Source organism: Stenotrophomonas sp. SrG (assembly GCF_050031795.1).
Taxonomy (GTDB): Bacteria; Pseudomonadota; Gammaproteobacteria; order Xanthomonadales; family Xanthomonadaceae; genus Stenotrophomonas; species Stenotrophomonas rhizophila_A.
In genome coordinates this window covers 353-27,055 of sequence record NZ_JBNBBE010000002.1, presented here as the reverse complement: position 1 = coordinate 27,055, position 26,703 = coordinate 353, and the positions used below count along the sequence as shown (strand labels likewise).

The 26,703-nt window shown below is 67.3% G+C and carries 21 protein-coding genes and 4 tRNA genes (1 of these 25 running past the window's edge); 11 read left to right on the top strand and 14 right to left on the bottom strand.

Going from position 1 to position 26,703, the window contains the following annotated elements; genetic code table 11:
* From ACQG3P_RS01935 to ACQG3P_RS01920, 4 genes are all read right to left on the bottom strand, one after another.
* Nucleotides 1–48: transfer RNA gene (locus ACQG3P_RS01935), tRNA-Lys, on the bottom strand; it reaches 128 nt to the left of the window's first position.
* Between the two features lie 84 nt (nucleotides 49–132).
* A tRNA-His gene (locus ACQG3P_RS01930) sits at nucleotides 133–209 on the bottom strand.
* Between the two features lie 47 nt (nucleotides 210–256).
* A tRNA-Arg gene (locus ACQG3P_RS01925) sits at nucleotides 257–333 on the bottom strand.
* A gap of 46 nt (nucleotides 334–379) precedes the next feature.
* A tRNA-Pro gene (locus tag ACQG3P_RS01920) sits at nucleotides 380–456 on the bottom strand.
* A gap of 162 nt (nucleotides 457–618) precedes the next feature.
* On the opposite strand from ACQG3P_RS01920, the gene ACQG3P_RS01915 reads away from it, so the two are divergent.
* A complete protein-coding gene (locus ACQG3P_RS01915) occupies nucleotides 619–1,377 on the top strand; it encodes a Bax inhibitor-1/YccA family protein (RefSeq protein ID WP_426804039.1) in 759 nt (252 codons plus the stop codon).
* Between the two features lie 206 nt (nucleotides 1,378–1,583).
* Here the strand turns inward: ACQG3P_RS01915 and ACQG3P_RS01910 are convergent, their stop codons facing one another.
* From ACQG3P_RS01910 to grxC, 3 genes are all read right to left on the bottom strand, one after another.
* Nucleotides 1,584–2,591: an isocitrate dehydrogenase gene (locus ACQG3P_RS01910; RefSeq protein WP_068849569.1), complete on the bottom strand. Its 1,008-nt coding sequence runs from the start codon at nucleotides 2,589–2,591 to the stop codon at nucleotides 1,584–1,586.
* A 298-nt stretch (nucleotides 2,592–2,889) separates the two neighbouring features.
* Nucleotides 2,890–3,282 carry a carboxymuconolactone decarboxylase family protein gene (locus ACQG3P_RS01905; RefSeq protein WP_093533249.1) on the bottom strand — a complete coding sequence of 131 codons (393 nt, stop codon included), beginning with the start codon at nucleotides 3,280–3,282 and terminating at the stop codon, nucleotides 2,890–2,892.
* The gene (grxC, locus tag ACQG3P_RS01900; RefSeq protein WP_068849564.1) at nucleotides 3,279–3,575 is read right to left on the bottom strand and encodes a glutaredoxin 3; all 297 of its coding nucleotides are present in this window, start codon (nucleotides 3,573–3,575) and stop codon (nucleotides 3,279–3,281) included. Before grxC ends, ACQG3P_RS01905 begins: the two co-directional genes overlap by 4 nt.
* A 107-nt stretch (nucleotides 3,576–3,682) precedes the next feature.
* Here grxC and ACQG3P_RS01895 point away from each other — a divergent pair, with 107 nt between their 5' ends.
* The 9 genes from ACQG3P_RS01895 (at nucleotide 3,683) to lpxH (ending at nucleotide 17,087) form a co-directional block, all read left to right on the top strand.
* Complete coding sequence (locus ACQG3P_RS01895; RefSeq protein WP_095364538.1) at nucleotides 3,683–5,323, top strand: M48 family metalloprotease; 1,641 nt, start codon at nucleotides 3,683–3,685, stop codon at nucleotides 5,321–5,323.
* A 112-nt stretch (nucleotides 5,324–5,435) separates the two neighbouring features.
* Entirely contained in the window at nucleotides 5,436–6,125 is a 690-nt protein-coding gene (gene phoB / locus ACQG3P_RS01890; RefSeq protein WP_068849561.1) for a phosphate regulon transcriptional regulator PhoB, read from the top strand.
* A gap of 18 nt (nucleotides 6,126–6,143) precedes the next feature.
* Complete coding sequence (gene phoR / locus ACQG3P_RS01885; RefSeq protein WP_068849559.1) at nucleotides 6,144–7,484, top strand: phosphate regulon sensor histidine kinase PhoR; 1,341 nt, start codon at nucleotides 6,144–6,146, stop codon at nucleotides 7,482–7,484.
* A gap of 20 nt (nucleotides 7,485–7,504) precedes the next feature.
* Entirely contained in the window at nucleotides 7,505–9,562 is a 2,058-nt protein-coding gene (gene ppk1 / locus ACQG3P_RS01880) for a polyphosphate kinase 1 (RefSeq protein WP_414715903.1), read from the top strand.
* 125 nt (nucleotides 9,563–9,687) lie between these two features.
* On the top strand, nucleotides 9,688–11,214 hold the full coding sequence (gene ppx, locus ACQG3P_RS01875) for an exopolyphosphatase (protein WP_068849555.1): 1,527 nt from the start codon (nucleotides 9,688–9,690) through the stop codon (nucleotides 11,212–11,214).
* 344 nt (nucleotides 11,215–11,558) lie between these two features.
* The gene (locus ACQG3P_RS01870) at nucleotides 11,559–14,477 is read left to right on the top strand and encodes a TonB-dependent receptor domain-containing protein (RefSeq protein WP_210131940.1); all 2,919 of its coding nucleotides are present in this window, start codon (nucleotides 11,559–11,561) and stop codon (nucleotides 14,475–14,477) included.
* Between the two features lie 145 nt (nucleotides 14,478–14,622).
* Nucleotides 14,623–15,759, top strand: coding sequence for a glycosyltransferase family 4 protein (locus ACQG3P_RS01865; RefSeq protein ID WP_426804038.1), 1,137 nt, complete (start codon nucleotides 14,623–14,625; stop codon nucleotides 15,757–15,759).
* Nucleotides 15,740–16,279, top strand: a complete 540-nt coding sequence (locus ACQG3P_RS01860; RefSeq protein WP_426804037.1) for a phosphatase PAP2 family protein — start codon at nucleotides 15,740–15,742, stop codon at nucleotides 16,277–16,279. Before ACQG3P_RS01865 ends, ACQG3P_RS01860 begins: the two co-directional genes overlap by 20 nt.
* Before the next feature lie 67 nt (nucleotides 16,280–16,346).
* A complete protein-coding gene (gene lpxH, locus ACQG3P_RS01855) occupies nucleotides 16,347–17,087 on the top strand; it encodes a UDP-2,3-diacylglucosamine diphosphatase (protein WP_093533243.1) in 741 nt (246 codons plus the stop codon).
* Between the two features lie 69 nt (nucleotides 17,088–17,156).
* Here lpxH and ACQG3P_RS01850 read toward each other — a convergent pair whose 3' ends face one another.
* Entirely contained in the window at nucleotides 17,157–18,413 is a 1,257-nt protein-coding gene (locus ACQG3P_RS01850; protein ID WP_068849546.1) for a zinc-dependent metalloprotease, read from the bottom strand.
* A 218-nt stretch (nucleotides 18,414–18,631) separates the two neighbouring features.
* Between ACQG3P_RS01850 and ACQG3P_RS01845 the strand changes: the two genes are divergently transcribed.
* A complete protein-coding gene (locus tag ACQG3P_RS01845) occupies nucleotides 18,632–20,119 on the top strand; it encodes a DUF2235 domain-containing protein (RefSeq protein ID WP_426804036.1) in 1,488 nt (495 codons plus the stop codon).
* Between the two features lie 305 nt (nucleotides 20,120–20,424).
* Here ACQG3P_RS01845 and ACQG3P_RS01840 read toward each other — a convergent pair whose 3' ends face one another.
* From ACQG3P_RS01840 to ACQG3P_RS01815, 6 genes are all read right to left on the bottom strand, one after another.
* Nucleotides 20,425–21,225, bottom strand: coding sequence for a ferritin-like domain-containing protein (locus ACQG3P_RS01840; RefSeq protein WP_426804230.1), 801 nt, complete (start codon nucleotides 21,223–21,225; stop codon nucleotides 20,425–20,427).
* A 72-nt stretch (nucleotides 21,226–21,297) separates the two neighbouring features.
* Nucleotides 21,298–22,764, bottom strand: coding sequence for an amidophosphoribosyltransferase (gene purF / locus ACQG3P_RS01835; RefSeq protein WP_068849542.1), 1,467 nt, complete (start codon nucleotides 22,762–22,764; stop codon nucleotides 21,298–21,300).
* Between the two features lie 29 nt (nucleotides 22,765–22,793).
* Nucleotides 22,794–23,591 carry a CvpA family protein gene (locus ACQG3P_RS01830; RefSeq protein WP_426804035.1) on the bottom strand — a complete coding sequence of 266 codons (798 nt, stop codon included), beginning with the start codon at nucleotides 23,589–23,591 and terminating at the stop codon, nucleotides 22,794–22,796.
* A 15-nt stretch (nucleotides 23,592–23,606) separates the two neighbouring features.
* Nucleotides 23,607–24,638 (bottom strand): SPOR domain-containing protein, encoded by a 1,032-nt coding sequence (locus ACQG3P_RS01825; RefSeq protein ID WP_426804034.1) that lies wholly within the window; start codon nucleotides 24,636–24,638, stop codon nucleotides 23,607–23,609.
* 101 nt (nucleotides 24,639–24,739) lie between these two features.
* Nucleotides 24,740–26,014: a bifunctional tetrahydrofolate synthase/dihydrofolate synthase gene (gene folC, locus ACQG3P_RS01820; RefSeq protein ID WP_426804033.1), complete on the bottom strand. Its 1,275-nt coding sequence runs from the start codon at nucleotides 26,012–26,014 to the stop codon at nucleotides 24,740–24,742.
* 86 nt (nucleotides 26,015–26,100) lie between these two features.
* A partial coding sequence (locus tag ACQG3P_RS01815) for a histidine phosphatase family protein (protein ID WP_426804032.1) occupies nucleotides 26,101–26,703 on the bottom strand: 603 nt, incomplete at its 5' end.

The window sequence follows — 26,703 nt, the reverse complement described above, 5'->3', positions numbered from 1 at the left end:
GACCTATTGATTAAGAGTCAACTGCTCTACCAACTGAGCTAACAGCCCTGAAATCCCAGGCGCACAGTGTAGCGTTTGCGCCTTTTTTTGCAACCCCGATCCACTTCTGGTGAAACGGGTCCTTCAAATCAGTGGGGTGGCTGAGGGGATTCGAACCCCCGACCACCGGAATCACAATCCGGTACTCTAACCAACTGAGCTACAGCCACCACTGAAACCTGTTTATTCGTTTGAAACATCCTGACGCTTGCACCGATGGTGCGCCCGACAGGAATCGAACCTGTAACCGCCGGCTTAGAAGGCCGGTGCTCTATCCAGTTGAGCTACGGGCGCCCGGACCGGATTGTCGCATTCCCATCCCGTTTTGAGCAGCGGGATGTGGTCGGGGTAGAGGGATTCGAACCCCCGACATCCTGCTCCCAAAGCAGGCGCGCTACCAGACTGCGCTATACCCCGGTGGTTTGATCCCTCGAGGTTCCCCCCGAAAGAGTCGGCTATTGTGGGAATCGGCGAGGCATCTGTCAACGGTTTTCACAAGGTTTTTCACATTCGTGATCGGGCGCTATGCTTTCTGCAGCGGCCGGACGGCCCTACCCCTACCCTTCAAGGAGATTGGCAATGCGCAGCGGCAATCCCGCACTTTCGGAGTCGACGTTCCTCGACCTGGCCAGCGGCTCGGTGGTGACCTCGCCCGACCAGGTGATGACCATCAACGGCACGGTCAACAAGACCGGCATCCTGCTGTTGCTGACCGTGCTCACTGCTGCCTTCGCCTGGAGCCAGGCCATCGGCGCCGACGGCCAGATCGCCCCGGGCGCGATGATCTATGCCATCGGCGGCGCCATCGGCGGGCTGGTCCTGGCCCTGGTGACGGTGTTCAAGAAGGAATGGTCGCCGGTCACCGCGCCGATGTACGCGCTGGTGGAAGGCTTCTTCCTGGGCGCGATCTCGGCGGTGTTCGAAGCGCGCTTCCCGGGCATCGTATTCCAGGCCGTGCTGCTCACCTTCGGCACCCTGTTTGCCCTGCTGGCGGCCTACCGCAGCGGCCTGATCAAGGTCACCGAGAACTTCAAGCTGGGCGTGGTGGCAGCCACTGGCGGCATCGCGCTGCTGTACCTGGCCTCGTTCGTGCTCAGCTTCTTCAACATCAACGTGCCGGTGATCCATGAAGCCAGCTGGCTCGGCATCGCCTTCAGCCTGTTCGTGGTGGTGGTGGCCGCGCTGAACCTGGTGCTGGACTTCGACTTCATCGAAACCGGCGCCGCCGCGCGCGCACCGAAGTACATGGAGTGGTACGGCGCGTTCGGCCTGATGGTCACCCTGGTGTGGCTGTATGTGGAATTCCTGCGGCTGCTGTCGAAGTTGCAGCAGCGTTGAGGCGTAGCATCAACGCGGGTAGAGCCGACTGTTAGTCGGCTGCTGTTCGACCGCACGTAAACGCAACGAAAAAGGGCACCCGATGGGGTGCCCTTTTTTTTGGAGCAGCCGACTGACAGTCGGCTCTACCTGTGGAGCAGCCGACTGACAGTCGGCTCTACCGTCGGCTCTACCGTCGGCTCTACCGTCGGCTCTACCGCGCCCGGTTACAGGCGGCTGGCGATGGCCTGGGCGAAGCCCATGGTGTTGCCGGTGCCGCCGAGGTCGCCGGTCAGCGAGTCCTTGGCTTCCAGCGTGGCCACGATGGCCTTGCGCAGGCGCTCGGCGTTTTCAGTCTGGCCGACATGGTCCAGCATCTGCGCGGCCGCCAGCAGCAGCGCGCACGGATTGGCCTTGCCCTGGCCGGCGATGTCCGGGGCGGTGCCGTGCACGGCTTCGAAGATCGCCGCGTTCTCACCGATGTTGGCACCCGGGGCCAGGCCCAGGCCGCCGACGAGGCCGGCGCACAGGTCGGAGATGATGTCGCCGAACAGGTTGGTGGTGACGATCACGTCGAACTGCTCCGGACGCATCACCAGCTGCATGCAGCAGTTGTCGACGATCATTTCCTGGAACTCGATGTCCGGGTACTTGGCCGCCACTTCGCGCGCCACGGCCAGGAACAGGCCCGAGGTCGACTTGATGATGTTGGCCTTGTGCACGGCGGTGACCTTCTTGCGGCCGGTGCTGCGGGCCAGCTCGAAGGCGTAGCGCACGATGCGCTCGGAGCCCTTGCGGGTGATGCGGGTGCCGGAGAACGCGGTTTCACCGTCGGCCGACACTTCCTGGCCTTCGGCCAGGTAGGCGCCTTCGGTGTTCTCACGCACGGTGACCAGGTCCACGCCGTCTCCGAAACGCGACTTGGTGTTGGGGAACGATACCGCCGGACGCACGTTGGCGTACAGGTCGAAGTGGCGGCGCAGGCTGACGTTGATCGAGGTGAAGCCACCACCGACCGGCGTGGTCAGCGGGCTCTTCAGGGCGATCTTGTTGCGTGCGATCGATTCCAGGGTGGAGGCCGGCATCAGGTCGCCGTGCTTTTCCAGCGCGACCAGGCCAGCGTCGGCATCTTCGTACTCAAAGCCGGTGTCCAGCTTGCCGAGCACGAACAGGGTGGCGTCCATGATCTCCGGGCCGATGCCGTCACCGCGGATGACCGTGATTTTCTGCGTCATTTGATCTGTTTCCGAACCGAGGGGGAGCGCCGTGGGTCCGGGGTCCGGAGCGTCGGCGCAAGGGAAGTTTCACCCGCAATTATGCCCCAGCCAGCCCCCGGACCCCAAATAGACCAAGGTAGCGCCGACCGTTGGCCGGCCCACCGATCGCCTGGGCCCGTACCGACCAACGGTCGGTAGCTACCGGGCCTGCGGCCCCATGGCCACGCGGGCGATCCGTACCGACCAACGGTCGGTACCTACAGGCGCCGTGACGCGCCGGGGTAGCGCCCGACCGTTGGTCGGGCGGCGCCATGCATCAATGTTCGTGGACGGCCGGGGCTGCAGCGCCGCCTTCCAGCTGGTCCAAAAAGTCCACGGCCCGGCGCAGGTGCGGGATCACGATCGAACCACCCACCACCAAACCGACCGAGAAGGTCTCGAAGAACTCCTCGCGGGTCACCCCGGCGTCCTTGCACTGGGCCACGTGGTAGCTGATGCAGTCGTCGCAGCGCAGCACCATCGAGGCGACCAGGCCCAGCAGCTCCTTGGTCTTCACATCCAGTGCGCCGGCCTGGTAGGTCTGGGTGTCGAGCGCGAAGAAGCGCCGCACCACCTGATTGGGCTCACCCAGGATGCGCTGGTTCATGCGCTGGCGGAACTCGGTGAACTCGGCGATCCGGTCCTTGCCGGCGTCGTCCGCAGCGCTCATGCGCCTTCCCCGTTCAGCAGCGGCTCAAGCTTTCCTTCGCGGTGCAGGGCCATCATGTCGTCGTACCCGCCCACATGGACTTCACCGACGAAGATCTGCGGCACGCTGGTGCGGCGGGTCTTGGCCATCATCTTCTCGCGCTCGACCGGGTCCAGGTCAATGCGGACCTCGGTCCAGCTCTGGCCCTTGCTCTTCAGGAAGTTTTTGGCCGCCACGCAGTACGGACAGACGGCAGTCGAATAGATGGTGATGGGCGGCGTCCCACCCGGGTTGGAAGCGACATCTTGGCTCACGGGAAACTCCACGGCAGAACGAGTGTCTGTATATGGTAGCCCTGCGCTGGATTTTCCATGTCATCACCGCAACACTGCGGATCACCCGCAGCCCCAGGAGTTCCTGTTTGCGCCCTTTGCTGCTCTCTGCCGCGTTGACCCTGGCCTTGGCCGCCCCCTTGGCGTCGGCCCAGGACAGCAAGCTGCCGGACATCGGCTCGTCGGCCGGTGAACTGCTGACCCCGGCGCGCCAGGCCGAGTACGGCGGGATGATGCTGCGCGAGCTGCGCAACTACGGCTTCCTGCTGGATGACCCGCTGGTGGACGACTGGCTGCAGACCATGGGCGCGCGGCTGGGCTCCAACAGCGCCCAGCCGCGCCAGTCCTACACGTTCTTCATGCTCCGGGACCGGCAGATCAACGCCTTCGCCACCCTGGGCGGCTACGTGGGGGTCAACGCCGGGCTGGTGCTGACCGCAGAACGCGAGGACGAGGTGGCCGCGGTGCTGTCCCACGAAATCGCCCACGTCACCCAGCAGCACGTGCTGCGCGGGGTGGAACGGGCCCAGCGCGACCAGATCCCGATCCTGCTGGGCATGCTGGCGGCGGTGGTGGCCGCGCAGCAGGCTGGCGGCAACTCCTCCGGCGATGCCACCATGGCCGCGATCACCTCCGGCATGGGGCTGATGCAGCAGCGCCAGATCAACTACACCCGCAGCAACGAATCGGAGGCCGACCGCCTGGGCATCCGCACCCTGGCCCGCAGCGGCTACGACGTGGATGCGATGGCCGGCTTCTTCGAACGCATGTCCGCCTCGATGCGCGGCAATGCCGGCGGCTATTCGGTCCCGGATTTCCTGCAGACCCACCCGGTCAACACCACCCGCATCAGCGAAGCCAAGGCCCGCGCCGAGCAGATGAAGAAGGACACGGTGCTGCTCACCACCGAAGTGCCCGGCGGGGTGCGCCAGGAACGGGTGGACCCGGCCGACCCGGCGCTGTCCGACCCGCTGGTCCGGCGCACCAACCCGCTGCTGCCTTCCTCGATGCAGATCTCGGTGAATTCGCTGAGCCGGGGCGGCACTGGCCAGTTCGAGTGGGCGCGCGAGCGCCTGCGCGTGCTCAGCGCCGATACCCCGGGCGAGCTGGCCACCGAGTACCAGAACCTGCAGCGCGCGCAGAAGAGCGGCCTCAACGACGCCCAGCGCTATGGGCTGGCCCTGGCGCGCCTGCGCAACAGCGGTGCGGCCGAGGCCCGGCGCGACCTCACCGAACTGCTCAAGGACCACCCGGACAACCTGTGGGTGGCACTGGCGCTGGCCGAGTCCGAGTCGCGCTCGGGCCAGCCGGCCCAGGCCAACGCCCGCTTCGACGCGCTGCTGCGCCAGCACCCCGGCAGCCGCCCGGTGGCGCTGACCTACGCCGAGATCCTGAACGAACAGGGCGGGCGCGAAGCCGGCCAGCGCGCGCAGGCGATGCTGCGCCCGCTGTTGTCGCAAAGCGGCAACGATCCGGTGTTCCAGCAGCGCTATGCCCGCGCCAGCGAGCTGGCCGGCGACACCCTGCGCGCCAGCGAGGCCTACGCCGAGGCCGCGTTCCTGAACGGCCGGCCGGAGCAGGCGTTGATGCAGCTGCAGGCGCTCAAGAAGCAGCCCGCACTGGATTACGTGGGCCGGGCCCGGGTGGATGCGCGGATCGAGAGCATCACCCCCACCGTGCTGGAGATGCGCCGGCAGGGCATCAACGACCCGGAGCTGGAACGGCGCTGAACCGTGCGCGGATGACCGTGGGATGGCAATGCCCTCATGGCCGTCACAAACATGTCATGAAACCGTAGTCTACTGGGCTCAATCCCGGTCTGATGAGCAATACGGTGGGCACGTGCAGAAACGCATCCTGATCGTCGATGACGAACCCGCGATCCGCGAAATGGTCGCCTTTGCCCTGCGCAAGGGTGATTACGACCCGATCCACGCCGGTGACGCCCGCGAAGCGCAGACGGCCATCGCCGACCGCGTGCCGGACCTGATCCTGCTGGATTGGATGTTGCCGGGCACCAGCGGGCTGGACCTGGCCCGGCGCTGGCGCAAGGAGGCCCTCACCCGCGAGGTGCCGATCATCATGCTGACCGCGCGCGGCGAAGAGAACGACCGCGTCGGCGGGCTCGAAGCCGGGGTGGATGACTACGTGGTCAAACCGTTCTCGGCCCGCGAACTGCTGGCCCGCATCCGTGCCGTGATGCGGCGGGCGCGCGACGACGACGAGGACGGCAGCGTGGCGGTGGGCAGCATCCGCATCGACGGTGCCGCGCACCGGGTGTTCGCCGGCGACCAGCCGGTGCCGATCGGCCCGACCGAGTACCGCCTGCTGCACTTCTTCATGACCCACCCCGAGCGCGTATACACCCGTGCCCAGTTGCTGGACCATGTGTGGGGCGGCAGCGTATATGTGGAGGAGCGCACCATCGATGTGCACATCCGCCGGCTGCGCAAGACGCTGGAACCGTTCGGCGCTGAAAACATGGTGCAGACCGTGCGCGGTGCAGGCTACCGGTTCTCGACCTCGACCTGATTTTTTCCTGGGACCGCAATGCCGCGCCACATCCGCTCCGCCTGGTTGAAAACCCTTGCCACCCTCGCCGTGCTGCTGCTTGCCGCCGGCCTGGTGGGCCTCGCCACCGGGCATGTGTGGATGTGCATCGCACTGGCCTCCATTGGTGCGCTGGCCTGGCACTACTGGCGGCTGCGCAAGGTGCTGCGCCGGCTCACCGCGCGCCAGCGCTGGGACATGAGCGGCGGCAACGGGGTCTGGAACGAACTGGACCGGCTGCTGTACCGCAACCAGCTGGAAATGCGCACGCGCAAGCGGCGCCTGCTGGACATGCTGCGCAGCTACCGCGCTGCTGCCGCCGCGTTGCCGGATGCGGTGGTGGTGGTGGACCGCAACAGCCAGCGCGTGCAGTGGTTCAACGAATCGGCCACCACGCTGCTCGGCCTGCACCATCCCGGTGACCTGGGCGAGGCTCTGGTCGCGCGCCTGCAGCCGATGCCGCTGGCGCACTGGCTGGCCGGCGGCCGCAATGCCGAACCGATCCTGGACGTGCCCTCCCCGGTCGATCCGGCGATCCGGCTCAACCTGCGCCTGATTCCCTATTCGCCCGACTACTGGCTGCTGATCGCGCGCGATGTGAGCAAGCTGCTGCGGCTGGAGCAGGTGCGCCGCGACTTCGTGGCCAACGTCTCGCATGAGCTGCGCACGCCGCTGACGGTGGTGCACGGTTACCTGGACATGATGGAGCCGGAGGATTTCCCCGGCACCGGGCCGATGCTGGAGGAAATGCGCAGGCAGTCGCAGCGCATGGCCCAGCTGGTCGAAGACCTGCTGACCCTGTCGCGGCTGGAATCGCAGGAACACACCGAAGAAGAAACCGTGGCGATGGCGCCGATGCTGGCCACGCTGCGCCGCGAAGCCGAGGCGCACAGCCAGGGCCGCCACCAGATCAGCGTGATCGACAGCGCCGGGGTGGACCTGCAGGGCTCCAACAAGGAACTGCACAGCGCCTTTTCCAATCTGGTCACCAACGCGGTGCGCTACACCCCGGCCGGCGGCCGGGTCGAGGTGGAGCTGGCCCGCGAAGGCCACGGCGTGGTGCTGGCGGTACGCGATACCGGCTATGGTATTCCCGCCACCCACCTGCCGCGCCTGACCGAGCGTTTCTACCGCGTTTCCAGCAGCCGCTCGCGCGAAAGCGGTGGCACCGGGCTGGGCCTGTCGATCGTCAAGCACATCCTGGGCCTGCACCACGCGCGCCTGGAGATCCAGAGCGAGGTCGGCAAGGGCAGCGTGTTCTCGTGCCACTTCGATGCCGACCACGTGCGCGAGCGCACCGACGTGGCCACCCTTTCCTCTGCAGAAGACTCCTCCGCATGAGCACCCTCGTTCCCATCGCCATGCCGGCGGAAACCGATCCACTGCGCGACCCGGCCCTGTACATCAACCGCGAGCTGTCGCAGCTGGATTTCAACTTCCGCGTGCTGGCCCAGGCGATGGACCCGCAGGTACCTGTGCTGGAGCGGCTGCGCTTCATGTGCATCTCCTGCACCAACCTGGACGAGTTCTTCGAGATCCGCGCCGCCGCGGTGCGCCACGCGCAGGAATTCGGCCTGCCGCCGGCGCCGGATGGGATGGCGCCGCAGACCATCCTCAACGCCATCCATGACCGCGCCGCGGAGCTGGTGGACCAGCAGTACCGCTGCTGGAACGACACGCTGCGCCCCGCGCTGCACGAGGCCGGCATCGACGTGCTGGGCCGGCACTCCTGGAACCACCGCCAGAAGCGCTGGCTGCGCGCCTACTTCCGCAACGAGATCATGCCGGTGCTGTCGCCGCTGGGCCTGGATCCGTCGCACCCGTTCCCGAAGATCCTCAACAAATCGCTGAACATCGTGGTGGTGCTCAAGGGCACCGATGCGTTCGGCCGCGCCGGCCACCTGGCCATCGTGCGCGCGCCGCGCTCGCTGCCGCGCATCATCCAGCTGCCGCAGACCCTGGGCGGGCCGCAGACCTTCGTGTTCCTGTCCTCGGTGCTGTCCACCTTCGTCGGCGAACTGTTCCCGGGCATGGAAGTCCAGGGTGCCTATCAGTTCCGGGTGACCCGCAATTCCGAGCTGGTGGTGGACGAGGAAGAAGTGGAGAACCTGGCGCTGGCACTGCGCGACGAGCTGGTCGATCGCGGCTACCGGCCGGCGGTGCGGCTGGAAATCGCCCAGGACTGTCCGCGCGACATCGTGCGCACGCTGCTGCAGAACTTCGGCCTGACCGAGAACGCGGTGTACCGCATCGACGGCCCGGTCAACCTCAACCGTGTCATCCAGCTGTACGACCTGCTGGCCCGACCGGAACTCAAGTACCCGCCGATGAGCCCGCGCACGCTGCGCGACAGCGACGGCATCTTCGAGGTGGTGGCACGCAAGGACGTGCTGCTGCACCACCCCTTCGACGCCTTCACCGCCGTGCTCGACCTGATCAAGCAGGCCGCGGTGGACCCGAACGTGCTGGCGATCAAGCAGACGCTGTACCGCACCGGCAAGGATTCGCTGATCGTCGATGCGCTGATCCAGGCCGCACGCAACGGCAAGGACGTCACCGTGGTGGTGGAGCTTCGCGCGCGCTTCGACGAGGAAGCCAACCTGGGCCTGGCCGACCGCCTGCAGGAAGCGGGCGTGCAGGTGGTGTACGGCGTGGTGGGCTACAAGACCCACGCCAAGATGCTGCTGATCGTGCGCCGCGAAGGCCGCAAGCTGCGCCGTTACGTGCACCTGGGCACCGGCAACTACCACAGCGGCACCGCGCGGGCGTACACCGACCTGAGCCTGATCACCGCCGATGCCGATATCGGCAACGACGTGCACCTGCTGTTCCAGCAGCTGTCCGGGCTGGCCCCGCGCACGCGCCTGAAGCGCCTGCTGCAGTCGCCGTTCACCCTGCACGACGGGCTGCTGCAGCGGATCGAGCGCGAGATGCACCTGGCCCAGAACGGCCGCCCGGGGCGGATCATCGCCAAGATGAATGCCCTCAACGAACCGCAGGTGGTGCGTGCGCTGTATGCCGCATCGCAGGCCGGGGTGCAGATCGACCTGATCGTGCGCGGGGCGTGCACGCTGCGCCCGGGCGTACCGGGGGTCTCGGACAACATCCGGGTCCGTTCCATCGTGGGCCGTTTCCTGGAACACAGCCGCGTCTACTGGTTCGGCAACGACGGCGCGTCCGAGCTGTACTGCGCCAGCGCCGACTGGCTGGAGCGCAACCTGCTGCGCCGGGTGGAGACCTGCTTCCCGATCCTGGACCCGGAGCTGGCCCGCAAGGTGTACCGCGATGTGCTGCAGAACTACCTGGACGACAACCTCAACGCCTGGGAACTGCACGCCGACGGCGAGTACCGCAAATGCAGCCCCGGCCCCGACCAGCCCCCGCACTCGGCGCAGATGGCGTTGATGCAAGGGTTGTAGATCGAAGATCTACAACCCGGGTAGATCCCGACCGTTGGTCGGGATTCGTTCGGTGCGGCCTCCGGTCGCATCATGTGAAGGCCGTGCGGTGACGCCGCGACCCACCCTTCGGCTACCATTCGCAAATGCCGCATACCTCCACGACTCCGCCCGCCCTGCAGGATGGCGACCTGCTCGCCGCCGTCGACCTCGGTTCGAACAGCTTCCACATGGTCATCGCGCGCTACACGCTCGGGCAGCTGCGCGTGGTCGACCGCTTGCGCGAGACCGTGCGGATGGCCGATGGCCTGGATGGCAAGGGCGGCCTGTCGGCCGACGCGCGCCAACGCGCGCTGGAGTGCCTGGCCCGGTTCGGCCAGCGCATCCGTGGCATTCCTTCGGTACGCGTGCGCGCGTTGGCTACCAACACCGTGCGCCAGCTGCGCTCGCCGCAGGCGTTCCTGATGCCGGCCGAAACCGCGCTGGGGCATGCCATCGAAGTGGTCAGCGGGCGCGAAGAGGCCCGCCTGATCTACCTGGGCGTGGCCCATGCGCAGCCGCCCAAGCCGGACCAGCGCCGGCTGGTGATCGACATCGGCGGCGGCTCCACGGAATTCATCATCGGCCAGGGCATGCAGACCCTGGAGCGCGAAAGCCTGCAGGCCGGCTGCATCGCCAGCACCCGGCGCTTCTTCCCGGGCGGCAAGCTGAGCAAACGCCGTTGGAAGGATGCGCTGACCGAGATCGGCGCCGAGTTCCAGCAGTTCGCCACCAAGTACCGCGCGCTGGGCTGGCACGAAGCGCTGGGCTCGTCAGGCACGCACAAGGCGATCAGCGAAATCTGCGCCACCATGAAGCTGAGCAAGGGCGCGATCACCGCCGAAGCGCTGCCGCAGCTGCGCGATGAGCTGCTCAAGGCCAAGCGCATCGAGGACATCAACCTGCCCGGGCTGTCGCCCGATCGTCGGCCGATCATCGCCGGCGGCATCCTGGTGCTGGAAGCGGCGTTCCAGGCGCTGGGCCTGCAGAAGCTGCTGGTCAGCAAGGCGGCGATGCGCGAAGGCATCCTGTACGACATCCTGGGCCGCGCCAGCGAGAACGACCTGCGCGACGAATCGGTGGACGCGCTGACCCTGCGCTACGGCATCGATACCGTGCAGGCCGATCGCGTGCAGCGCACCGCGCTGGACCTGTTCGCCCAGGTCGAAGGCAGCTGGAACCTGGACCCGGACGACGCACGCATGCTCGGCTGGGCAGCGCGCCTGCACGAGCTGGGCCTGATGATCGCCCACAGCGGCTACCACGTGCATGGCAGTTACGTGCTGGAGAACTCGGACATCGCCGGCTTCTCGCGCCAGGAACAGCAGCTGCTGGCCGCGCTGGTGCGCAGCCACCGCCGCAACGTCTCCAAATCCGCGTTCGACGCCCTGCCCGAACGCCTGCTGTTGCCGGCCCGGCGCATGACCGCCCTGCTCCGGCTGGCGGTGCTGCTCAACCGTGCCCATGAGGACACCCCCGTGCCGGCGCTGGAGCTCAGCGCCGACGACAGCCGGATGTCGCTGATCCTGCCGCAGGCCTACATCGATGCCCGGCCACTGCTGCGCGCCGACCTGATCGGCGAAACCGATGGCATGGCCGGGCTCGGCGTCCAGTTCCGCCCGTTCGTGGCCTGAGCCGCGTCCGCGGCACCCGCCTCGCTGCCGCTACAGACACTGCGCCACCATACGTGACGGTGTGCGCAGATCCACGTGCTGCGTCGCAGCATCCTGATACATTGCGACATATCCGGATACATCGGACAGATTCAGCAAATCTTCACAATCCATTGATGCATAAGGAAATTTGTCTATTTGGTTACGAAGAGGTGAATTTTTTTTGGCAAAAGCTTTACACCGGCTTAACGACTGGGACTAAGATCGAGTCACCGGCCCATTTGGGCTGGTTTTCGAGGAACGCGGGGCACTTGGGACCCCCGCCTACCTCTTTTGATTCAGTTCTGAACCAGAGAGAGAGCCAAATGACTTCACGCATCAACGTACTCGGGCAGGCGATCCGCTATGCCCTGGTCGCCGGTACCGCTGGCCTGGTGGCCGCCCCGGCCATGGCACAGGACGCGCCGAACCCCACCAACCTGGATCGCATCGAGATCACCGGTTCGCGCATCCGTACGGTGGACGTGGAAACCGCGCAGCCGGTGTTTGCGATCAGCCGCACCGACATCGAGCGCCAGGGCTTCAGCTCGGTCGCCGACATCCTGCAGAACGTGACCGCCATGGGCAGCCCGACGATCAGCCGCGCCAACGCGCTGACCGCCGGTGAGAACGCCGGCGGCACCTACATCGACATGCGCAACCTGGGCACCCAGCGCACGCTGGTGCTGGTCAATGGCAAGCGCCTGGGCATCAGCACCTCCGGCTACCAGGACGTGTCGACCCTGCCCGTCTCCGCCGTCGAGCGCATCGAAGTGCTGAAGGACGGCGCCTCGGCCATCTATGGTTCCGACGCGATGGCCGGCGTGGTCAACATCATCACCCGCGGCAACGTCACCGGCGTCACCGCCAACGTCTACCACGGTCAGTACAGCGAAGGCGACGGCGCCCGCGACCGCTTCGACGTGGTGGCCGGCTGGAGCAATGACCGCATCTCGCTGACCCTGTCGGCCGAACACGCTGAAGAGAAGGGCGTGTGGGCGCGCGACCGTGGCTTCAGCCAGTACGGCATGACCGATCGCCACCCGCTGGATTCCAGCAACTGGACCACCATCAGCCAGTACGGCCAGATCACCGGTCTGCGCGGCCCGGGCTGCACGGCCACTGCCGGCTGCGGCTACTCGCTCAACCGCGGTTCGGACCCGACCCTGCCGGGCAACTACCACCGCACCGACACCACCCCGTTCACCGGTGATGTGAGCAACGCCAACGACCAGATGCACGTGATGTATCCGCTCAAGCGCGATTCGGTGTACTTCGATGGGCGCTTTGCGATCACCGACAGCATCAACTTCCGCACCGAGCTGGGTTACAACGAGCGTGAGTCGAGCCGCCAGATCGCCGGTTACCCGCTGCAGTCCAGCACCGCCGGGGTCGGCTCGATGTCGATCAACAGCTACTTCAATCCGTTCGGCAACCAGCACGGCTATGCCACGCCGACCGCAGTGGCCTGGAATCGTCGTACCTGGGAAGTTCCGCGCGTTACCACCAGCAACCTGAAGACCTACCGCGCGGTGGCCTCGTTCGACGGTTCGTTCGACATCGGCGAGCGCTACTTCGACTGGGAAGCGGGCTACCAGTACAACCGCAATGAACTGGAATCGGTGGCCACCGGCAACCTGCACAAGGCGCGTGTCGCCGGCGGCGTGGGTCCGTCGTTCCTCAACGCGCAGGGCCAGGTGCAGTGCGGTACCGCCGCCGCCCCGATCTCGTTCGACGTGTGCAAGCCGTGGAACCCGCTGGTGGCGTACGGCGTGACCGCGCCGAACGGCCTGTATGGCAATGAGGAGCTGCAGGCGTGGCTGTTCCCGGAAGAAACCACCAAGGGCCGCACCACCTCGAAGAACTTCTTCGCCAACATCGCCGGTTCCATCTTCACCCTGCCGGCCGGCGACCTGGGCTTCGCCTTCGGCGTTGAAAGCCGCAAGGAAGAAGGCAAGTACACCCCCGATGCGCTGGCCCAGACCGGTGCCACCACCAACCTGGCCGCCGGCCCGACCGGTGGCGACTACACCGTCAACGAAGCCTACCTGGAGCTCAACATCCCGGTGCTGGCCGACCTGCCCGGTGCGAAGGAACTGACCTTCAACGGCGCCACCCGCTTCTCGGACTACGACACCTTCGGCAACACGCTCAACAGCAAGTTCGGTTTCAAGTGGAAGCCGATCGACTCGCTGATGGTGCGCGGTACCTGGGCCGAAGGCTTCCGTTCGCCCACCATCAACGACCTGTTCGGTGGCGGTTCGGAAACCTTCGCGCAGTTCAGCGATCCGTGCGACACCGTGTTCGGCTCTTCGCGCACCAGCGCCGAAGTGCGCGCCCGCTGCTCGCGTGACATCGCCAGCGCCGCCACGTTCCGCCAGCTGCGCCAGGGCGGCACGCCGGTGACCGTGGCTACCGATGCCACCCCGGTGCCGTTCACCTCCGGCTCCAACCCGACGCTGACCCCGGAAACCTCCAAGAGCAAGACGCTGGGCCTGGTGTGGAGCCCCGGCTTCATCCAGAACTTCAACGCCTCGCTGGACTGGTGGAAGATCCGCATCGACAACACGATCATTGCCGACACCCCCACCCAGATCCTGATCGACTGCTATGAGCAGGGCATCGACGCGCGCTGCTCGCGCTTCGAACGCGATCCGGTCACCGGCATCGTGACCAACCTGAAGTTCGGCAACCGCAACGCCGGTTTCCTCGAAACCGAAGGCTACGACCTGGACCTGAACTACCGGATGGACACCGACTTCGGCAAGTTCTCGCTGAACTCGGCCACCACCTACGTGTCGAGCAACATCTACCGTTCGACCAATGACGCCAGCGTCGTGCCGACCCCCACCAATGGCATCGGCAGCGGCTTCCGCGTCCGCTCCAACCTGGTGCTGGGTTGGGACCTGGAAAACTTCGGCATGAGCTGGACCGCCCGCTATTACTCCGGGGTGAAGGAACAGTGCGCCAACATCGCGCTGTACCCGGAAGAGTGCTCGGATCCGAACCAGTACGCACCGTGGTACAAGGGCTCGCGCAACTACAACGAGCGTGGTTCGGTCACCTTCCACGACCTGCAGTTCCGCTACAACCTGCCGTGGGAAGCCACCGTGTCGGTCGGCGCCAACAACGTCTTCGACAAGCTGGGCCCGATCATGTACAGCAAGCCGAACTCGGCCTTCTCGTACTACGGCGGTTACGACATCGGTCGCTTCATCTACATGAAGTACCAGCAGCGTTTCTGATCGCCCTGCGCGGTTGATGCACGATGACCACGGCCCTTCGGGGCCGTGGTTTTTTGTGCCCGGCGCGGCGTCATGTGCCGGTCATGTCGATGTCATGTCGGCTACATCGCCAGCCCCGAGCATGCCTTCAAACCGGAGGCCCGCCATGCGCTATGCCATCGTCACTGAAACGTACCCCCCCGAAGTCAACGGCGTTGCCCTGACCGTGCAGGGACTGGAACAGGGACTGCGCGCGGCCGGGCATGAGGTGGACCTGGTGCGCCCGCGCCAGGCCGACGACACCGATGCCGGCGGTGCGCTGCTGGTGCAGGGCGCCGGGCTGCCCCGCTACCCCGGCCTGCGCTTCGGACTGCCGGCCCCCAAGCGGCTCGCCCGGCAGTGGCAGCAGCAGCGGCCGGATGCCATCTACATCGCCACCGAGGGCCCGCTGGGCTGGTCGGCACTGCGCACCGCGCGGCGCCTGGGTATTCCGGTCGCCACCGGCTTCCACACCCGCTTCGACGAATACCTGCCCGACTACGGCGTGGCCTGGTTGCAGGCCGCCGCCCTGCGCTGGATGCGGCGCTTCCACAACCAGGCCGATGCCACCCTGGTGCCCACCCAGGAGCTGCAGCAGTTCCTCGGCGACCAGGGCTTCGACCGGGTGCGCCTGCTGGCACGCGCGGTGGACAGCAGCCAGTTCGAGCCGACGCGGCGCGACCCGGCACTGCGCGAGGAATGGGGCATCGACGGCAGCGGCTTCGCGGCGATCTACGTGGGACGCATCGCTGCGGAAAAGAACCTGGCGCTGGCGGTGAAAGCGTTCCGCCGGCTGCAGCAGGTGCGGCCCAAGGCCCGCTTCGTGTGGGTGGGCGATGGCCCGGCCCGCGAGAAACTGGCCCATGAAAACCCGGACTTCATCTTCTGTGGGGTGCAGCGCGGCGATGCGCTGGCGCGCCATTTTGCCAGCGGCGACCTGTTCCTGTTCCCCAGCCGCAGCGAGACCTTCGGCAACGTCACGCTGGAAGCGATGGCCAGTGGCGTGACTACGGTGGCATTCGACTACGGCGCGGCCCGCGAGCACCTGCGCACCGATGAGAACGGGGTAGCGGTGGACGATGACAACGCTTTCGTCAATGCGGCCGTGCGCCTGGCCGGCGATGACGCCGAGCGCGACCGGTTGGGCCGCAATGCGGCCGTGGCGATGACGCGGCTGCATCCGCAGCAGGTCGTCGCCGAGTTCGAGGCCCTGCTTGCCGAACTGGCCAGTGCCCGGAGGTCGCATGCGGACCACGCCGCTTGATGCCCTGCGCGGGCGCGAAACCCGCTGGTGCCGGCGCGCCAACCACTATTGTCGGCACCGCCGCGTGCGCCGCGCGTTCTCGATGGTCAGCCGCCTCGGCGACGGAATGTTCTGGTATGCGCTGATGGGCGCACTGGTGCTGCTGGACGGCTTCGATGGCCTGCGCGCGTCGCTGCACATGGCCGCTACCGGCCTGATGGCGTTGCTGCTGTACAAAAGCCTGAAGCGCTGGACCCGGCGCCCCCGCCCCTATGCGGCCGACCTGCGCATCCGTGCCTGGGTGGCGCCGCTGGACGAATTCAGTTTCCCGTCCGGGCACACCCTGCATGCGGTGTCGTTCACCATCGTGGCGCTGGCCTACTACCCGTGGCTGGCGCCGGTGCTGGTGCCGTTCACGGCGGCGGTAGGGGTGTCGCGGGTGGTGCTGGGGCTGCATTACCCCAGCGACGTGCTGGCCGCCACGGCGATTGCCACGGCGTTGGCAGGCGCCAGCCTGCAATGGTTGTCCCTGCCGGTGTGAGGGATGGCAGATTTCGCGCAGCCACGCAGGGCGTGGCTCTACGGACCTGACGATCTACAATACGGGCATGACTACGCTGTTCATCTCCGATCTGCATCTGGACCCGAGCCGTCCAGCCATCACCGACCTGTTCCTGGACTTCCTGCGCCGCGAGGCGATGCAGGCCGATGCCCTGTACATCCTGGGCGACCTGTTCGAGGCCTGGATCGGCGATGACACCCCCTCCCCCGCCGCCGATGCGGTGGCCGACGCGCTCAAGGCGGTCGCAGACGCCGGGGTGCCGGTGTACTTCATCCGCGGCAACCGCGATTTCCTGGTGGGCGAGGACTACGCCCGTCGCGCCGGCTTCCGCATCCTGCCCGACCCGAGCGTGATCGACCTGTACGGCACCCCGGTGCTGCTGCAGCACGGCGACCTGCTGTGCACCGATGATGTGGCCTACCAGCAGTTCCGCGCACAGACCCGCGACCCGGTGTTCCAGGCCCAGTTCCTGGCCCAGCCGCTGGCCGCACGCATCGCCTTCGCGCAGAAAGCGCGCGATGCCAGCCAGGCGCGCCAGTCGGAAATGAAACAGGGTGACCGCGCCACCTTCGAGACCGTGACCGACGTGGCGCCCGATGAGGTCACCGCGACCTTCGTGCGGCATGGGGTGGACACGATGATCCATGGCCACACCCACCGCCCTGCCATCCACAGCCTGCAGGCCGGCGGCCGCGCGTGCACGCGCATCGTGCTGGGCGACTGGTACGAGCAGGGCTCGGTGCTGCGGGTCACCCCGCAGGGGTGGACGCTGGATTCATTGGCGTAGGAGCGTATCGACCAACGGTCGATACCTACCCGGTAGCACACAACCGTTGGTCGTGTGCTCCGGAAACCATCAGCGGAACGCAGCCACCGCCGCCTTGGTGTTGACCAGCACGCGCTGGTTGTCGGCACTGGAGGCGATGCCCATCGGAATCCCGTTGTAGCTGATGTTGGGATTGGACCAGAAGTTCAGGCGCGGGCAGCCTGAGGTGCAGTCGTAGGCCATGATCGTGCGCCAGCGCGCGCCGGTGGCCGGCTGGTAGCGATACCCATGGCCGTAGGCATACGGCGAGGTGCTGGAGTCGGTGGCGATATCGTGCCGCGCGCTCTGCAGGTGGCCGATCTCATGCGCGAACGAGTAGTAGCCGGTAGCGCAGTCCCAATACACGGCCGCGAAGGCGCTCGATGCCGTCGAGCCGATCCCGGATGCCAGCCCGCAGTAGCTGCTGTTGTTGATGATCAGCACTGCCACGTCGGCTGCGGTGCTGTTGCGGGTGGTGTGGATGGCATCCATGTAGCCATCATTGGTCGAGCGGAAGCGAGCCAGGTCGGTGCTGAAGTTCCCGGTCTCGGTGTACGCCACGGCCTGGTACCCGGCCAGCTGCATGGTGATGCCGACGTTGCTGTTGGTGTAACCCTGGTTCGACTCGGCCACCGCCAGCTGCACCAATGACTGCATGTTGCCGCCGTAGGCGTTCACCGCCGCGTTGGTGGCCACCACCAGCACCCGGATGGTGGCCGGCGTGCCCGACGAGGCCGCCGCAATGCCGGCGCGATCACTGGCCGGCATCTCGATCTTCGGCAGCGTGTTGTAATCGGCCGGGTGTTCGGCCGGCATGCGCGACTCATCCACCTGCACCAGCACATGGCGGCCATCGCTGAGCGGGCGCAGCCGGTACAGCGTGCCGTCCTTGCGGATTGAACCGGTGACGGTGTCGCCATTGCGCACCAGGATCACCGAGTTGCCCGGATCCTGCGTACCGGCCTGGCGGGTCAGTTTCGACCCCGCGTTCTGCAGGCTGCCGTACCAGATGCTGCCACCATCGGGCAGGTTCTCCACCCGCTGCTGCAGCGCCTGCACGGGCGTGCCGAGCAGCTCGAACTCCAGCTGCCGTTGCGCCGCCACCACCGCGCCGGCCTCAACGCGGACTTCCTGCACGGCGGCGCTGGAGGGCGCCGACAACACAGCCTGCGCGGCCGGCTGGCTGGCCGCAGCGGCCCGGCTCAACACCGTCACCGGCTGGAACAGGGGAGCCGCCGCCGCCGTACCCACGGCGGCCAGGAACAACGTGATCGCACCTGCGGTCTTTCTCATCGAACTGGACATCATGTCGCCTCTCTCGTTGAGTGAACTTCGGAAGTGAACGTGTTCGCGCCACCGCCCCTGTCGGCAGGCCACACCATCTGGCGCCAATCGATCGCGTGAATTCAATAGAGCGCACCAATGAGATTTCCGAACTGTGACCGGCGGCCACAGCGGTTCAGTTACGTCGCGCCTGTGTCGCTTTCGCGCTACCTTAAACGCGCATCGACAGGGGAACCGAGGCCATGGCAGGGCAGCCCACTCCGACCACCACCGTGCCGGTCACGCTGCAGATCGGCCTGTTCTTCGACGGCACCCGCAACAACGCCGACAACCTGCTGCACGCCTCGCGCCCCCCCGGCAGCACCACCCCCGCACCGCGCCCACCCGCCCCTGCCGTCCTGGCCGACGACGCCTCGCCCTACCAGAGCCGCCTGACCAGCAGTTTCAGCAACGGACTGACCAACATCGCGCGACTGCACGCGCTCTACCCCGACCACCGGCGGACTACACCCACGTTGCCGGGCACGCTGTCCCTGGCGATCTACATCGAAGGCGCCGGCACCCGCACCGGCAAGGACGACGACCTGATGGGGCTGGCGTTCGGCATCGGCCCCAGCGGCGTGATCGCCAAGGTCCACCGCGCCCTCGAGGTACGCCTGCCCGAAGCACTACGCGCCTTGGCCAGCACCCTGCCGCCCCACGCATTGACCGCGGTCCGCCTGGACCTGTTCGGCTTCTCGCGCGGCGCTGCCTCCGCGCGCGACGCGATCAACCGTCTCAACGCCCCCGACGGCCGCCTCTGGCTGCAGGAACAGCTGCGCCGCACCGGCTGGACACTGCCATCCGCCCCTGCGATCCGCCCCGTACGCTTCGTCGGCCTCTTCGACACCGTGGTCGCGATCGACGCACGCCAGCGCGACCAACTGCCCCACGTCACCCTGCCCGCCGGCTGCGCCGACAAGGTGGTCCAGCTCACAGCGCGCGACGAGCACCGCCACTACTTCGCACTGACCTCCGTCGCGCCCGAACACGACGAGATCGCGTTGCCCGGCGTGCACGCCAACATCGGCGGCGGCTACGACCAGCGCATCGAAGGGCCAAAACTACTCACCCGCCCGCAGGGCCAGCGCATCCGCACCCACGACGTACCCGACACCACCACCCCGCCGCTGGCCCTGCTGCGCAGCACCCAGGTCTACGCAAGCGCGCAGGCCGCCTGCCGGCGATGGCAGGCCGCACTGGGCCTGGGCGAAGACAACGTCTGGGTCGACGTATGGCATCGCTGGCAGCAGATGCGCGTGGCCGGCAGCGACAGCGTGCTGCCGCAGTGGGTGCTGTTCGCGCATGCCGCAGTAGTGCTCAAACGCGAGATCGACTGGCGCTACCAGCTGGTCGCCCTAAGGCTGATCCACCAGCGCGCGGCAGCCGCCGGCGTGATGTGGGCACGCACCCCGGATGCGGATCCGGCGATGGCGTTGCCGGATGAGCTGAAGCCCATTGCCGCACGCCTGCTGGCAGGCCAAGCACTCGATGCAGCGCAGGAACGGCTGTTGCGACAGCGTTACCTGATGCAATCAGCACACTGGAATTTCGACGCGCTCGGCGACACCGCGTTGTTGTATGCCGCCGACGATGCAACGCGCGAATTGCCGTACCGGCCCGGGCCAGGGTTGTTTTACATCAACCGGCCAACAGAAGACGGAACACGCGTGGTGTTACGGAACGTTTAGCGGCGTTCCGCAACCCGCCGTTCCCCTGCCCACCGATACACCGTCGAAGGTGGGTCGGGGCGGGTTTGCGGGGGTGTGAGCCGCATGGGTCGGGCGTATACGCCCGACGGGTTGGGCAGGAGCCCAACCCCGGTCTTGCCGTGTGCGCAGGACAGCGCACACGTGCAAGCGGCGACCAAGCCTACAGGGACGTACTTGCGGCGTCCCCCGCAAACCCGCACCGACCCGCCAAACCAGAGAACCGATGGCAACAGGCTGTTCGCCAAGATGCATGACGCCGGGCAGAGCCCGGCACAACGGCACGGTTATCCCGCCGATTGCGATGCGGGGCCGGTACGACCCGCCTGCTCGATCAGGTCCGCCAGCTCGTCCTGCTCGAACCCAGCCAACAACCGCGCCTCAAGATTGAACGGGCCATATAGAAACCCGTTGGCATATTCCTTCAACAGCGCGATGAAACGCGCCCGGGGCTCCACACCGGCACGCTCGCAATACCAGCGATACCAGCGCGTCCCCGCCGCCACATGCGCCACTTCCTCGCGCAGGATGATCTCCAGCACATCGGCAGTAGCATGGTCATTGGCCGAACGCAGCTTGGTGATCATCCCCGGTGTGACATCCAGCCCGCGCGCCTCCAGCACCCGCGGCACCAGCGCCATCCGCGACAGGCCATCGTGCGCCGTCTTCTCGCACATCTCCCACAGCCCGTTGTGCGCGGCGAAATCGCCGTAATCGTGGCCGTGTGCCTGCAACCGCCCATGCAACAGCAGGAAGTGCCGCGACTCATCATCGGCCACCCCCACCCAGTCCGCATGGAACGACCCCGGCAGCCCGCGGAAGCGATACACCGCATCCCACGCCAGATCGATGGCATTGAGCTCGATATGCGCGATCGCATGGATGAACGCCGCCCGCCCCTCCGCATTGCCCAAGCCCCGCCGCGGTACATCGCGCGGATGCACCAGCTGCAACTGCAACGGCCGCCCCGGCATCCGGATCGGCTCCGGCGGCGGCGCATCCGCGCGCACCTTCAACTGCCCCGCGCGGAACTGCGCCGCGTACTGCTGGGTCAGCGCCACCTTGCGCAGCGGGTCCGCCTCGGCCATGCACTGCTGCGCCGCGCGCAGCAGATCACCGGCCGCCTCGTCCTGCGGCAACGTCGCGCTCACCGCCAGGCCTCAGGCGCGGCGCTTGTGCTTGGCATCGTCCGAACGCAACTGCTGGATGCGCTCGAAATAGCCCGGCTCGATACCGGTCGGGTACACGCCGTTGAAGCACGACGAATCGAACGACTTCAGCTCCGGGTTGCCTTCGCGCACCGCCGCTTCCATGTCCTCGATGTCCTGGTAGATCAACCAGTCGCAGCCCAGGTGCGCCTCGATTTCCTCCACGCTGCGGTTGTGCGCCACCAGCTCTTCGGCCGCCGGCATGTCGATGCCGTAGATGTTCGGATAGCGCACCGGCGGTGCCGCGCTGGCCAGGTAGACCTTGCGCGCACCGGCGTCGCGCGCCATCTGCACGATCTGCTGGCTGGTGGTGCCGCGCACGATCGAATCGTCCACCAGCAGCACCACCCGGTTGCGGAACTCCAGGTGGATCGGGTTGAGCTTGCGGCGCACCGACTTCACCCGCTCACCCTGCCCCGGCATGATGAACGTGCGGCCGATGTAACGGTTCTTGATGAAGCCCTCGCGGTACTTCACCCCGAGCACATTGGAGATTTCCAGCGCGGCATCGCGCGAGGTATCCGGGATCGGGATGATGGTGTCGATATCGTGGTCCGGGCGCAGGCGCAGGATCTTCTCGCCCAGCTTGATGCCCATGCGCATGCGCGCCTTGTGCACCGACACGTTGTCGATCATCGAATCGGGACGCGCGAAATACACGTACTCGAAGATGCACGGGCTGTGCTCGGCCGGCTCGGCACACACTTCCGAGAACAGCTCGCCACGCGCGGTGATCACCAGCGCCTCGCCCGGGCGCACATCGCGCACGCGCTGGAAGCCCAGCACGTCCAGCGCCGACGATTCGGACGCCACGATGTACTCATCACCTTCGGCGTGGGCGCGCTTGCCCAGCACCAGCGGGCGGATCCCGTGCGGGTCGCGGAACGCGACCAGGCCCAGGCCCAGCACCACGCTGATCACCGCATAGCCGCCCTTGCAGCGGCGGTGTACGCCAGCCACCGCACGGATCGCCGCTTCCGGGGTCAGCTGGCGCTGCGCGTCCAGCTCGAATGCGAACACGTTCAACAGCACTTCGCTGTCCGAATCGGTGTTCACGTTGCGGCGGTCCTGTTCGAACACCTGCTGGCGCAGCGCCTCGGTGTTGATCAGGTTGCCGTTGTGGGCCAGCGCGATGCCGTACGGCGAATTGACGTAGAACGGCTGCGCCTCGTCCATGCCCTCCGAACCGGCGGTCGGGTAGCGCACATGGGCGATACCGACGCGGCCTTCCAGGGTGGACATGGTCTTGGCGTCGAACACATCGCGCACCAGGCCGTTGGCCTTCTGCACGCGCAGGCGGGTGCCATCGGCGGTAGCGATGCCTGCCGCGTCCTGGCCACGATGCTGGAGGACGGTCAGGCCGTCATACAACTGCCCGGCGACGTTCTGGTTGCCGACAATACCGACGATGCCACACATGGTGCGAATCTCCGCTGGGCTGGGCCCATCTACTGTGAAGGTGGCCGTGCCTGGCCGGGGGAACCGTTCCGTGCCGGAGCGGTGTCGTCCGGGCGCACGAGCGCCGGGTCGATGTTCTGGGGGGAGCCTGGCCGTGCCTGGTTGGCCCACACATCGGCGGGGTCCACCGCCTGCTGCGGGGTCTCATCCAGCGGTCGCGGCCATCCGCGCCCACCCAGCAACTGGCCAAGGACGCCATTATCGCCTGTCGCGCCCGGCTTGCCCAACTCCCCGATGGGCAGTTGCGCCATGTTCACCTCCGGCAGCGCCGTCGGCAGCCCCTGCAGGCCCTGCATGTCCTTGAGGTTCGGCATCTGCGGCAGGTCCGGCATGCGCGGCATCTTGGCCTGCATCCAGCCCACCCCGGGGTCGAGCATCGCGCGCAGGTGCGACTCGCGCCAGGTCGCTTCACGGGTCAGCGGGGTGTACGAACCCAGCAGCAGCAGCGCGCAGGCGATCAGGCCGCCCCGGGCCAGGCCCAGGCCGGCGCCCATCATGCGATCGGCGCCGTTCAGGCTGGTCGAGCGCACCGCCTGGCGGATCACCAGGCCGATCGCCCAGACCGAGACCATGACCAGCAGGAATACGGTGAGGTAGCCGGCGAAATAGTGGCCGGTGCCCGGCGCGGCCGGGGCGGACCACCACGCGGCGGCGCTGCGCCCGAACATCAGCGCGGCCCAACCGCCCAGCAGCCACGAGAACGTGCTGATGACGATGCTGACGAAACCGCGCATGACCCCGAGCAGGGTCGAGATGCCGATCACCGCCAGCAGCACGAAATCAATCATGTGCGGGGGGCCGCATCAGGGATGCGGCCGGACCATGCCGGCCACGCCGACCTTCGACGCAACCTGGGCCTTGAGGTTCTCCGCCTCGGCACGGTTGGCGACGGGACCGACGCGCACGCGGTTGAGCGTGCCCTTGTCGGTACGTACCTGCTCCACGAAGGCGCTGAAGCCGGCCGCGCGCACTTTGTCGCGCAGCGCGTTCGCTTCGGTCGCCTGGCCGAACGCGCCCAGCTGTACGGCGAAGCCGACGCTGCTGGCCGCCGGTGCGGTCGGCACGGCCACGGGCTTGGCGGCCGCGGTGGCGGGTTCGGGCTTGGCCGCCGCCGGCTTCGGCTCCGGCTTGGGGGCCTCCGGCTTCGGCGCCGGCTTGGCGGCCGCCACCGGTTCCGGTGGCAGCGTTTCGGTCTTCACGGTCGCGGTGGCCGGCGCGGCAGCGGCGCTGGATGCAGCCGGTGCCGTCGCGGTGGCCGGCGTCGGCGCCGGGGCCGCAGCCACGCCGGTATCGGCGCGCGCATCCAGCGTCACCACTTCAGCCTTGACGTCATTGCGCACCTTGACCGCTTCCAGGCGTGCCGCTTCGGCCTGCGCGCGATCGGCATACGGCCCCACGCGCACCCGCCAGGCCTGGCGGCCGTTGATCGTGGCCGGTTCGCTGAAGCCCGGCAGCTGGGCCTTCTTGAGGAACGCGATCACCGCGTTGGCGTCGGCCTGGCTGCCGTAGGCGCCAAAGCTGACCGCATAGTTGCCCGCCGCCACGGCCGGCGAGGTATCGGCGGCCGCCGGCTCGGCCGGTGCGGCTGCATCGGGCTGCAGCGGCTGGGTGGTGGAGACCCCGCTCTGCAGGCCGGTGGCGCCACCGGTGGGGGCCACCAGCGGCAGTTCGCGGGTCTGGAACTGGCCATCGGCCGGCGCGTCCGGCGCGGTGATCGGCACGTTGGCCACGCCACTGTCAGGGGCAGGCCCCTTGACCAGCATGGGCAGGAAAATCACGGCCAACGCCACCAGGACGATGGCACCAATCAGTCGCTGTTTCAGAGGAGTATCCACGGAAGGCTGGCAGGGCGGCGCGGCGGAATGCCACGGCGATTATACGGGCGCGCGCGTGTGCGGCGTCGAAGACGGCTGAACGTTGTCGCTTGTTGCCCGCCTCAGTGGGCGTTCTCGAGCCACAGCAAGGCCTGCGCGGCAGTGTGGAAGGAACCAAAGACCAGCACGCGGTCACCAGCCTGGGCCGCCGACAGCGCCTGCTGCAACGCAGTGTCCACGTCGTCATGGGTGGCAGCCGCAGCGGCGGCGGTGCCCGCCAGGCGGGCAAGCAATGCCGTCGCACTCTGTGCGCGCGCCCCTTCCAGCCCGGCCAGGTGCCAGCCATCGACGCGGTCGGCCAGTGCCTCGACCACACCGACGGCATCCTTGTCCTGCAATGCGGCGAACACGGCCACGGTACGCCCGGTGATCGTTGCGGCCTTCAGGGCAGCCGCCAGCTCGCGCGCGGCCTGCGGGTTGTGGCCGACATCGACCAGCACCTCCACGCCATCACGCTCGAACGCCTGCAGGCGGCCGCGGATGCGGGCCTGGGCCACGCCCTCGACGATGGCCGCACGCGGCAGGGGTTTGTCCAGCGCGCGCAGCGCGGCGATGGCCGAGGCGGCATTGCGCAGCTGGATCGGGCCGCGCAGCGCCGGCATCGGCAGTTCGATGCGGAAGCCCACGTCACGCCAGGACCAGTGCTGGGCGTCGATGGTATCGGCGAAGAAATCGCTGCCACCGCGGATCGCGTTGGCGCCCAGCAGGTAGGCGCGCGCCAGCACGCTGGAGGGCGGATCGGTCTCGCCCAGGATCACCGGCTTCCAGCCGCGGATGATGCCGGCCTTTTCCACACCGATCGCTTCGCGGTCCTCGCCCAGCCAGTCGGCATGGTCGATGTCCACGGTGGTGATCACCGCAACGTCGGCATCGACGATGTTGACCGCATCCAGGCGCCCGCCCAGCCCCACTTCCAGCACGGCCAGGTCGAGCCCGGCCTGCGCGAACAGGTGCAATGCGGCCAGCGTGCCGTACTCGAAGTAGGTCAGCGTGGTACTGCCGCGCGCATCTTCAATGGCATTGAAGGCGGCAATGAGCGCCGCATCGGAGGCGTCTTCGCCATCGATGCGCACGCGCTCGTTGTAGCGCAGCAGGTGTGGCGAGGTATAGGCGCCCACCTTCCAGCCCGCCGCCCGCGCGATCGCCTCGATGAAGGCTACGGTGGAGCCCTTGCCGTTGGTGCCGCCGACCACGATGGTGTGCGGCGCCGGTTGGCCCAGGCCCATGGCGGTGGCCACTGCACGCACGCGCTCCAGCCCCATGTCGATGGTGGCCGGGTGCTGCTGCTCGATGTAGCTGAGCCATTCGGCGAGGGAATGCGGGCGGGTACTGGTCATGGCAATAAATCGTGGTAACGGCAAATGTAGTGCCGACTGTCAGTCGGCAAATGTAGCGCCGACTGTTAGTCGGCCACTCAAAAAACTCACAACGCCCGATGCTTCGCTTCACCAAAGAACGGCGTGTGGTGCGCGCAGTCGTTCAGGCGCACGACTTCCAGGCTGTCCAGGTCGGCGCCTTCGAGCAGGTTGAGCGTGGTCGGTGCCTGGCGGAAGGTCCACAGCCGCGACAGCGGCAGGCCCAGGATCCGGCACAGGATCACCCGGTTGACCGCGTCGTGGGCCACTACCAACAGCGTGTCGTGCTCGCCCAGCCCTTCGGCGGCGCGGGCCAGGCCGCGCCAGCTGCGGTCCAGCACCAGCCGCAGCGATTCGCCGCCAGGCATGAGCACCGTATCGGGCTCGTCGCGCCAGGCCTGCAGGCGCGAGGGGTCTTTTTCATTGATTTCGCTGGCCAGCAGGCCTTCCCACTCACCGTGGGCGATTTCCTGCAGTTCCGGCTCGGTCAGCAGCATGCCGGCGCGCTCGGCACCGAGGGCCAGCTGCGCGGTGCGCTGCGCCCGCGACAGCGGCGAGGCGACGGCACGGGTGATGTCCACCGACTTCAGGCGTTCACCCAGGGCCTGGGCCTGGGCTTCGCCGATCGGCGACAACGGGATATCGATCTGGCCCTGGTAACGGCCTTCGGA

Bases quoted from the DNA above. Each gene is read 5' to 3' on its own strand.
- ACQG3P_RS01915 (WP_426804039.1), top strand. From the start codon at position 619: ATGCGCAGCGGCAATCCCGCACTTTCGGAGTCGACGTTCCTCGACCTG.
- ACQG3P_RS01910 (WP_068849569.1), bottom strand. From the start codon at position 2,591: ATGACGCAGAAAATCACGGTCATCCGCGGTGACGGCATCGGCCCGGAG.
- ACQG3P_RS01905 (WP_093533249.1), bottom strand. From the start codon at position 3,282: ATGAGCGCTGCGGACGACGCCGGCAAGGACCGGATCGCCGAGTTCACC.
- phoR (WP_068849559.1), top strand. From the start codon at position 6,144: ATGCCGCGCCACATCCGCTCCGCCTGGTTGAAAACCCTTGCCACCCTC.
- ppk1 (WP_414715903.1), top strand. From the start codon at position 7,505: ATGCCGGCGGAAACCGATCCACTGCGCGACCCGGCCCTGTACATCAAC.
- ppx (WP_068849555.1), top strand. From the start codon at position 9,688: ATGCCGCATACCTCCACGACTCCGCCCGCCCTGCAGGATGGCGACCTG.
- ACQG3P_RS01870 (WP_210131940.1), top strand. From the start codon at position 11,559: ATGACTTCACGCATCAACGTACTCGGGCAGGCGATCCGCTATGCCCTG.
- ACQG3P_RS01865 (WP_426804038.1), top strand. From the start codon at position 14,623: ATGCGCTATGCCATCGTCACTGAAACGTACCCCCCCGAAGTCAACGGC.
- ACQG3P_RS01860 (WP_426804037.1), top strand. From the start codon at position 15,740: ATGCGGACCACGCCGCTTGATGCCCTGCGCGGGCGCGAAACCCGCTGG.
- lpxH (WP_093533243.1), top strand. From the start codon at position 16,347: ATGACTACGCTGTTCATCTCCGATCTGCATCTGGACCCGAGCCGTCCA.
- ACQG3P_RS01850 (WP_068849546.1), bottom strand. From the start codon at position 18,413: ATGATGTCCAGTTCGATGAGAAAGACCGCAGGTGCGATCACGTTGTTC.
- ACQG3P_RS01845 (WP_426804036.1), top strand. From the start codon at position 18,632: ATGGCAGGGCAGCCCACTCCGACCACCACCGTGCCGGTCACGCTGCAG.
- ACQG3P_RS01840 (WP_426804230.1), bottom strand. From the start codon at position 21,225: ATGGCCGAGGCGGACCCGCTGCGCAAGGTGGCGCTGACCCAGCAGTAC.
- purF (WP_068849542.1), bottom strand. From the start codon at position 22,764: ATGTGTGGCATCGTCGGTATTGTCGGCAACCAGAACGTCGCCGGGCAG.
- ACQG3P_RS01830 (WP_426804035.1), bottom strand. From the start codon at position 23,591: ATGATTGATTTCGTGCTGCTGGCGGTGATCGGCATCTCGACCCTGCTC.
- folC (WP_426804033.1), bottom strand. From the start codon at position 26,014: ATGACCAGTACCCGCCCGCATTCCCTCGCCGAATGGCTCAGCTACATC.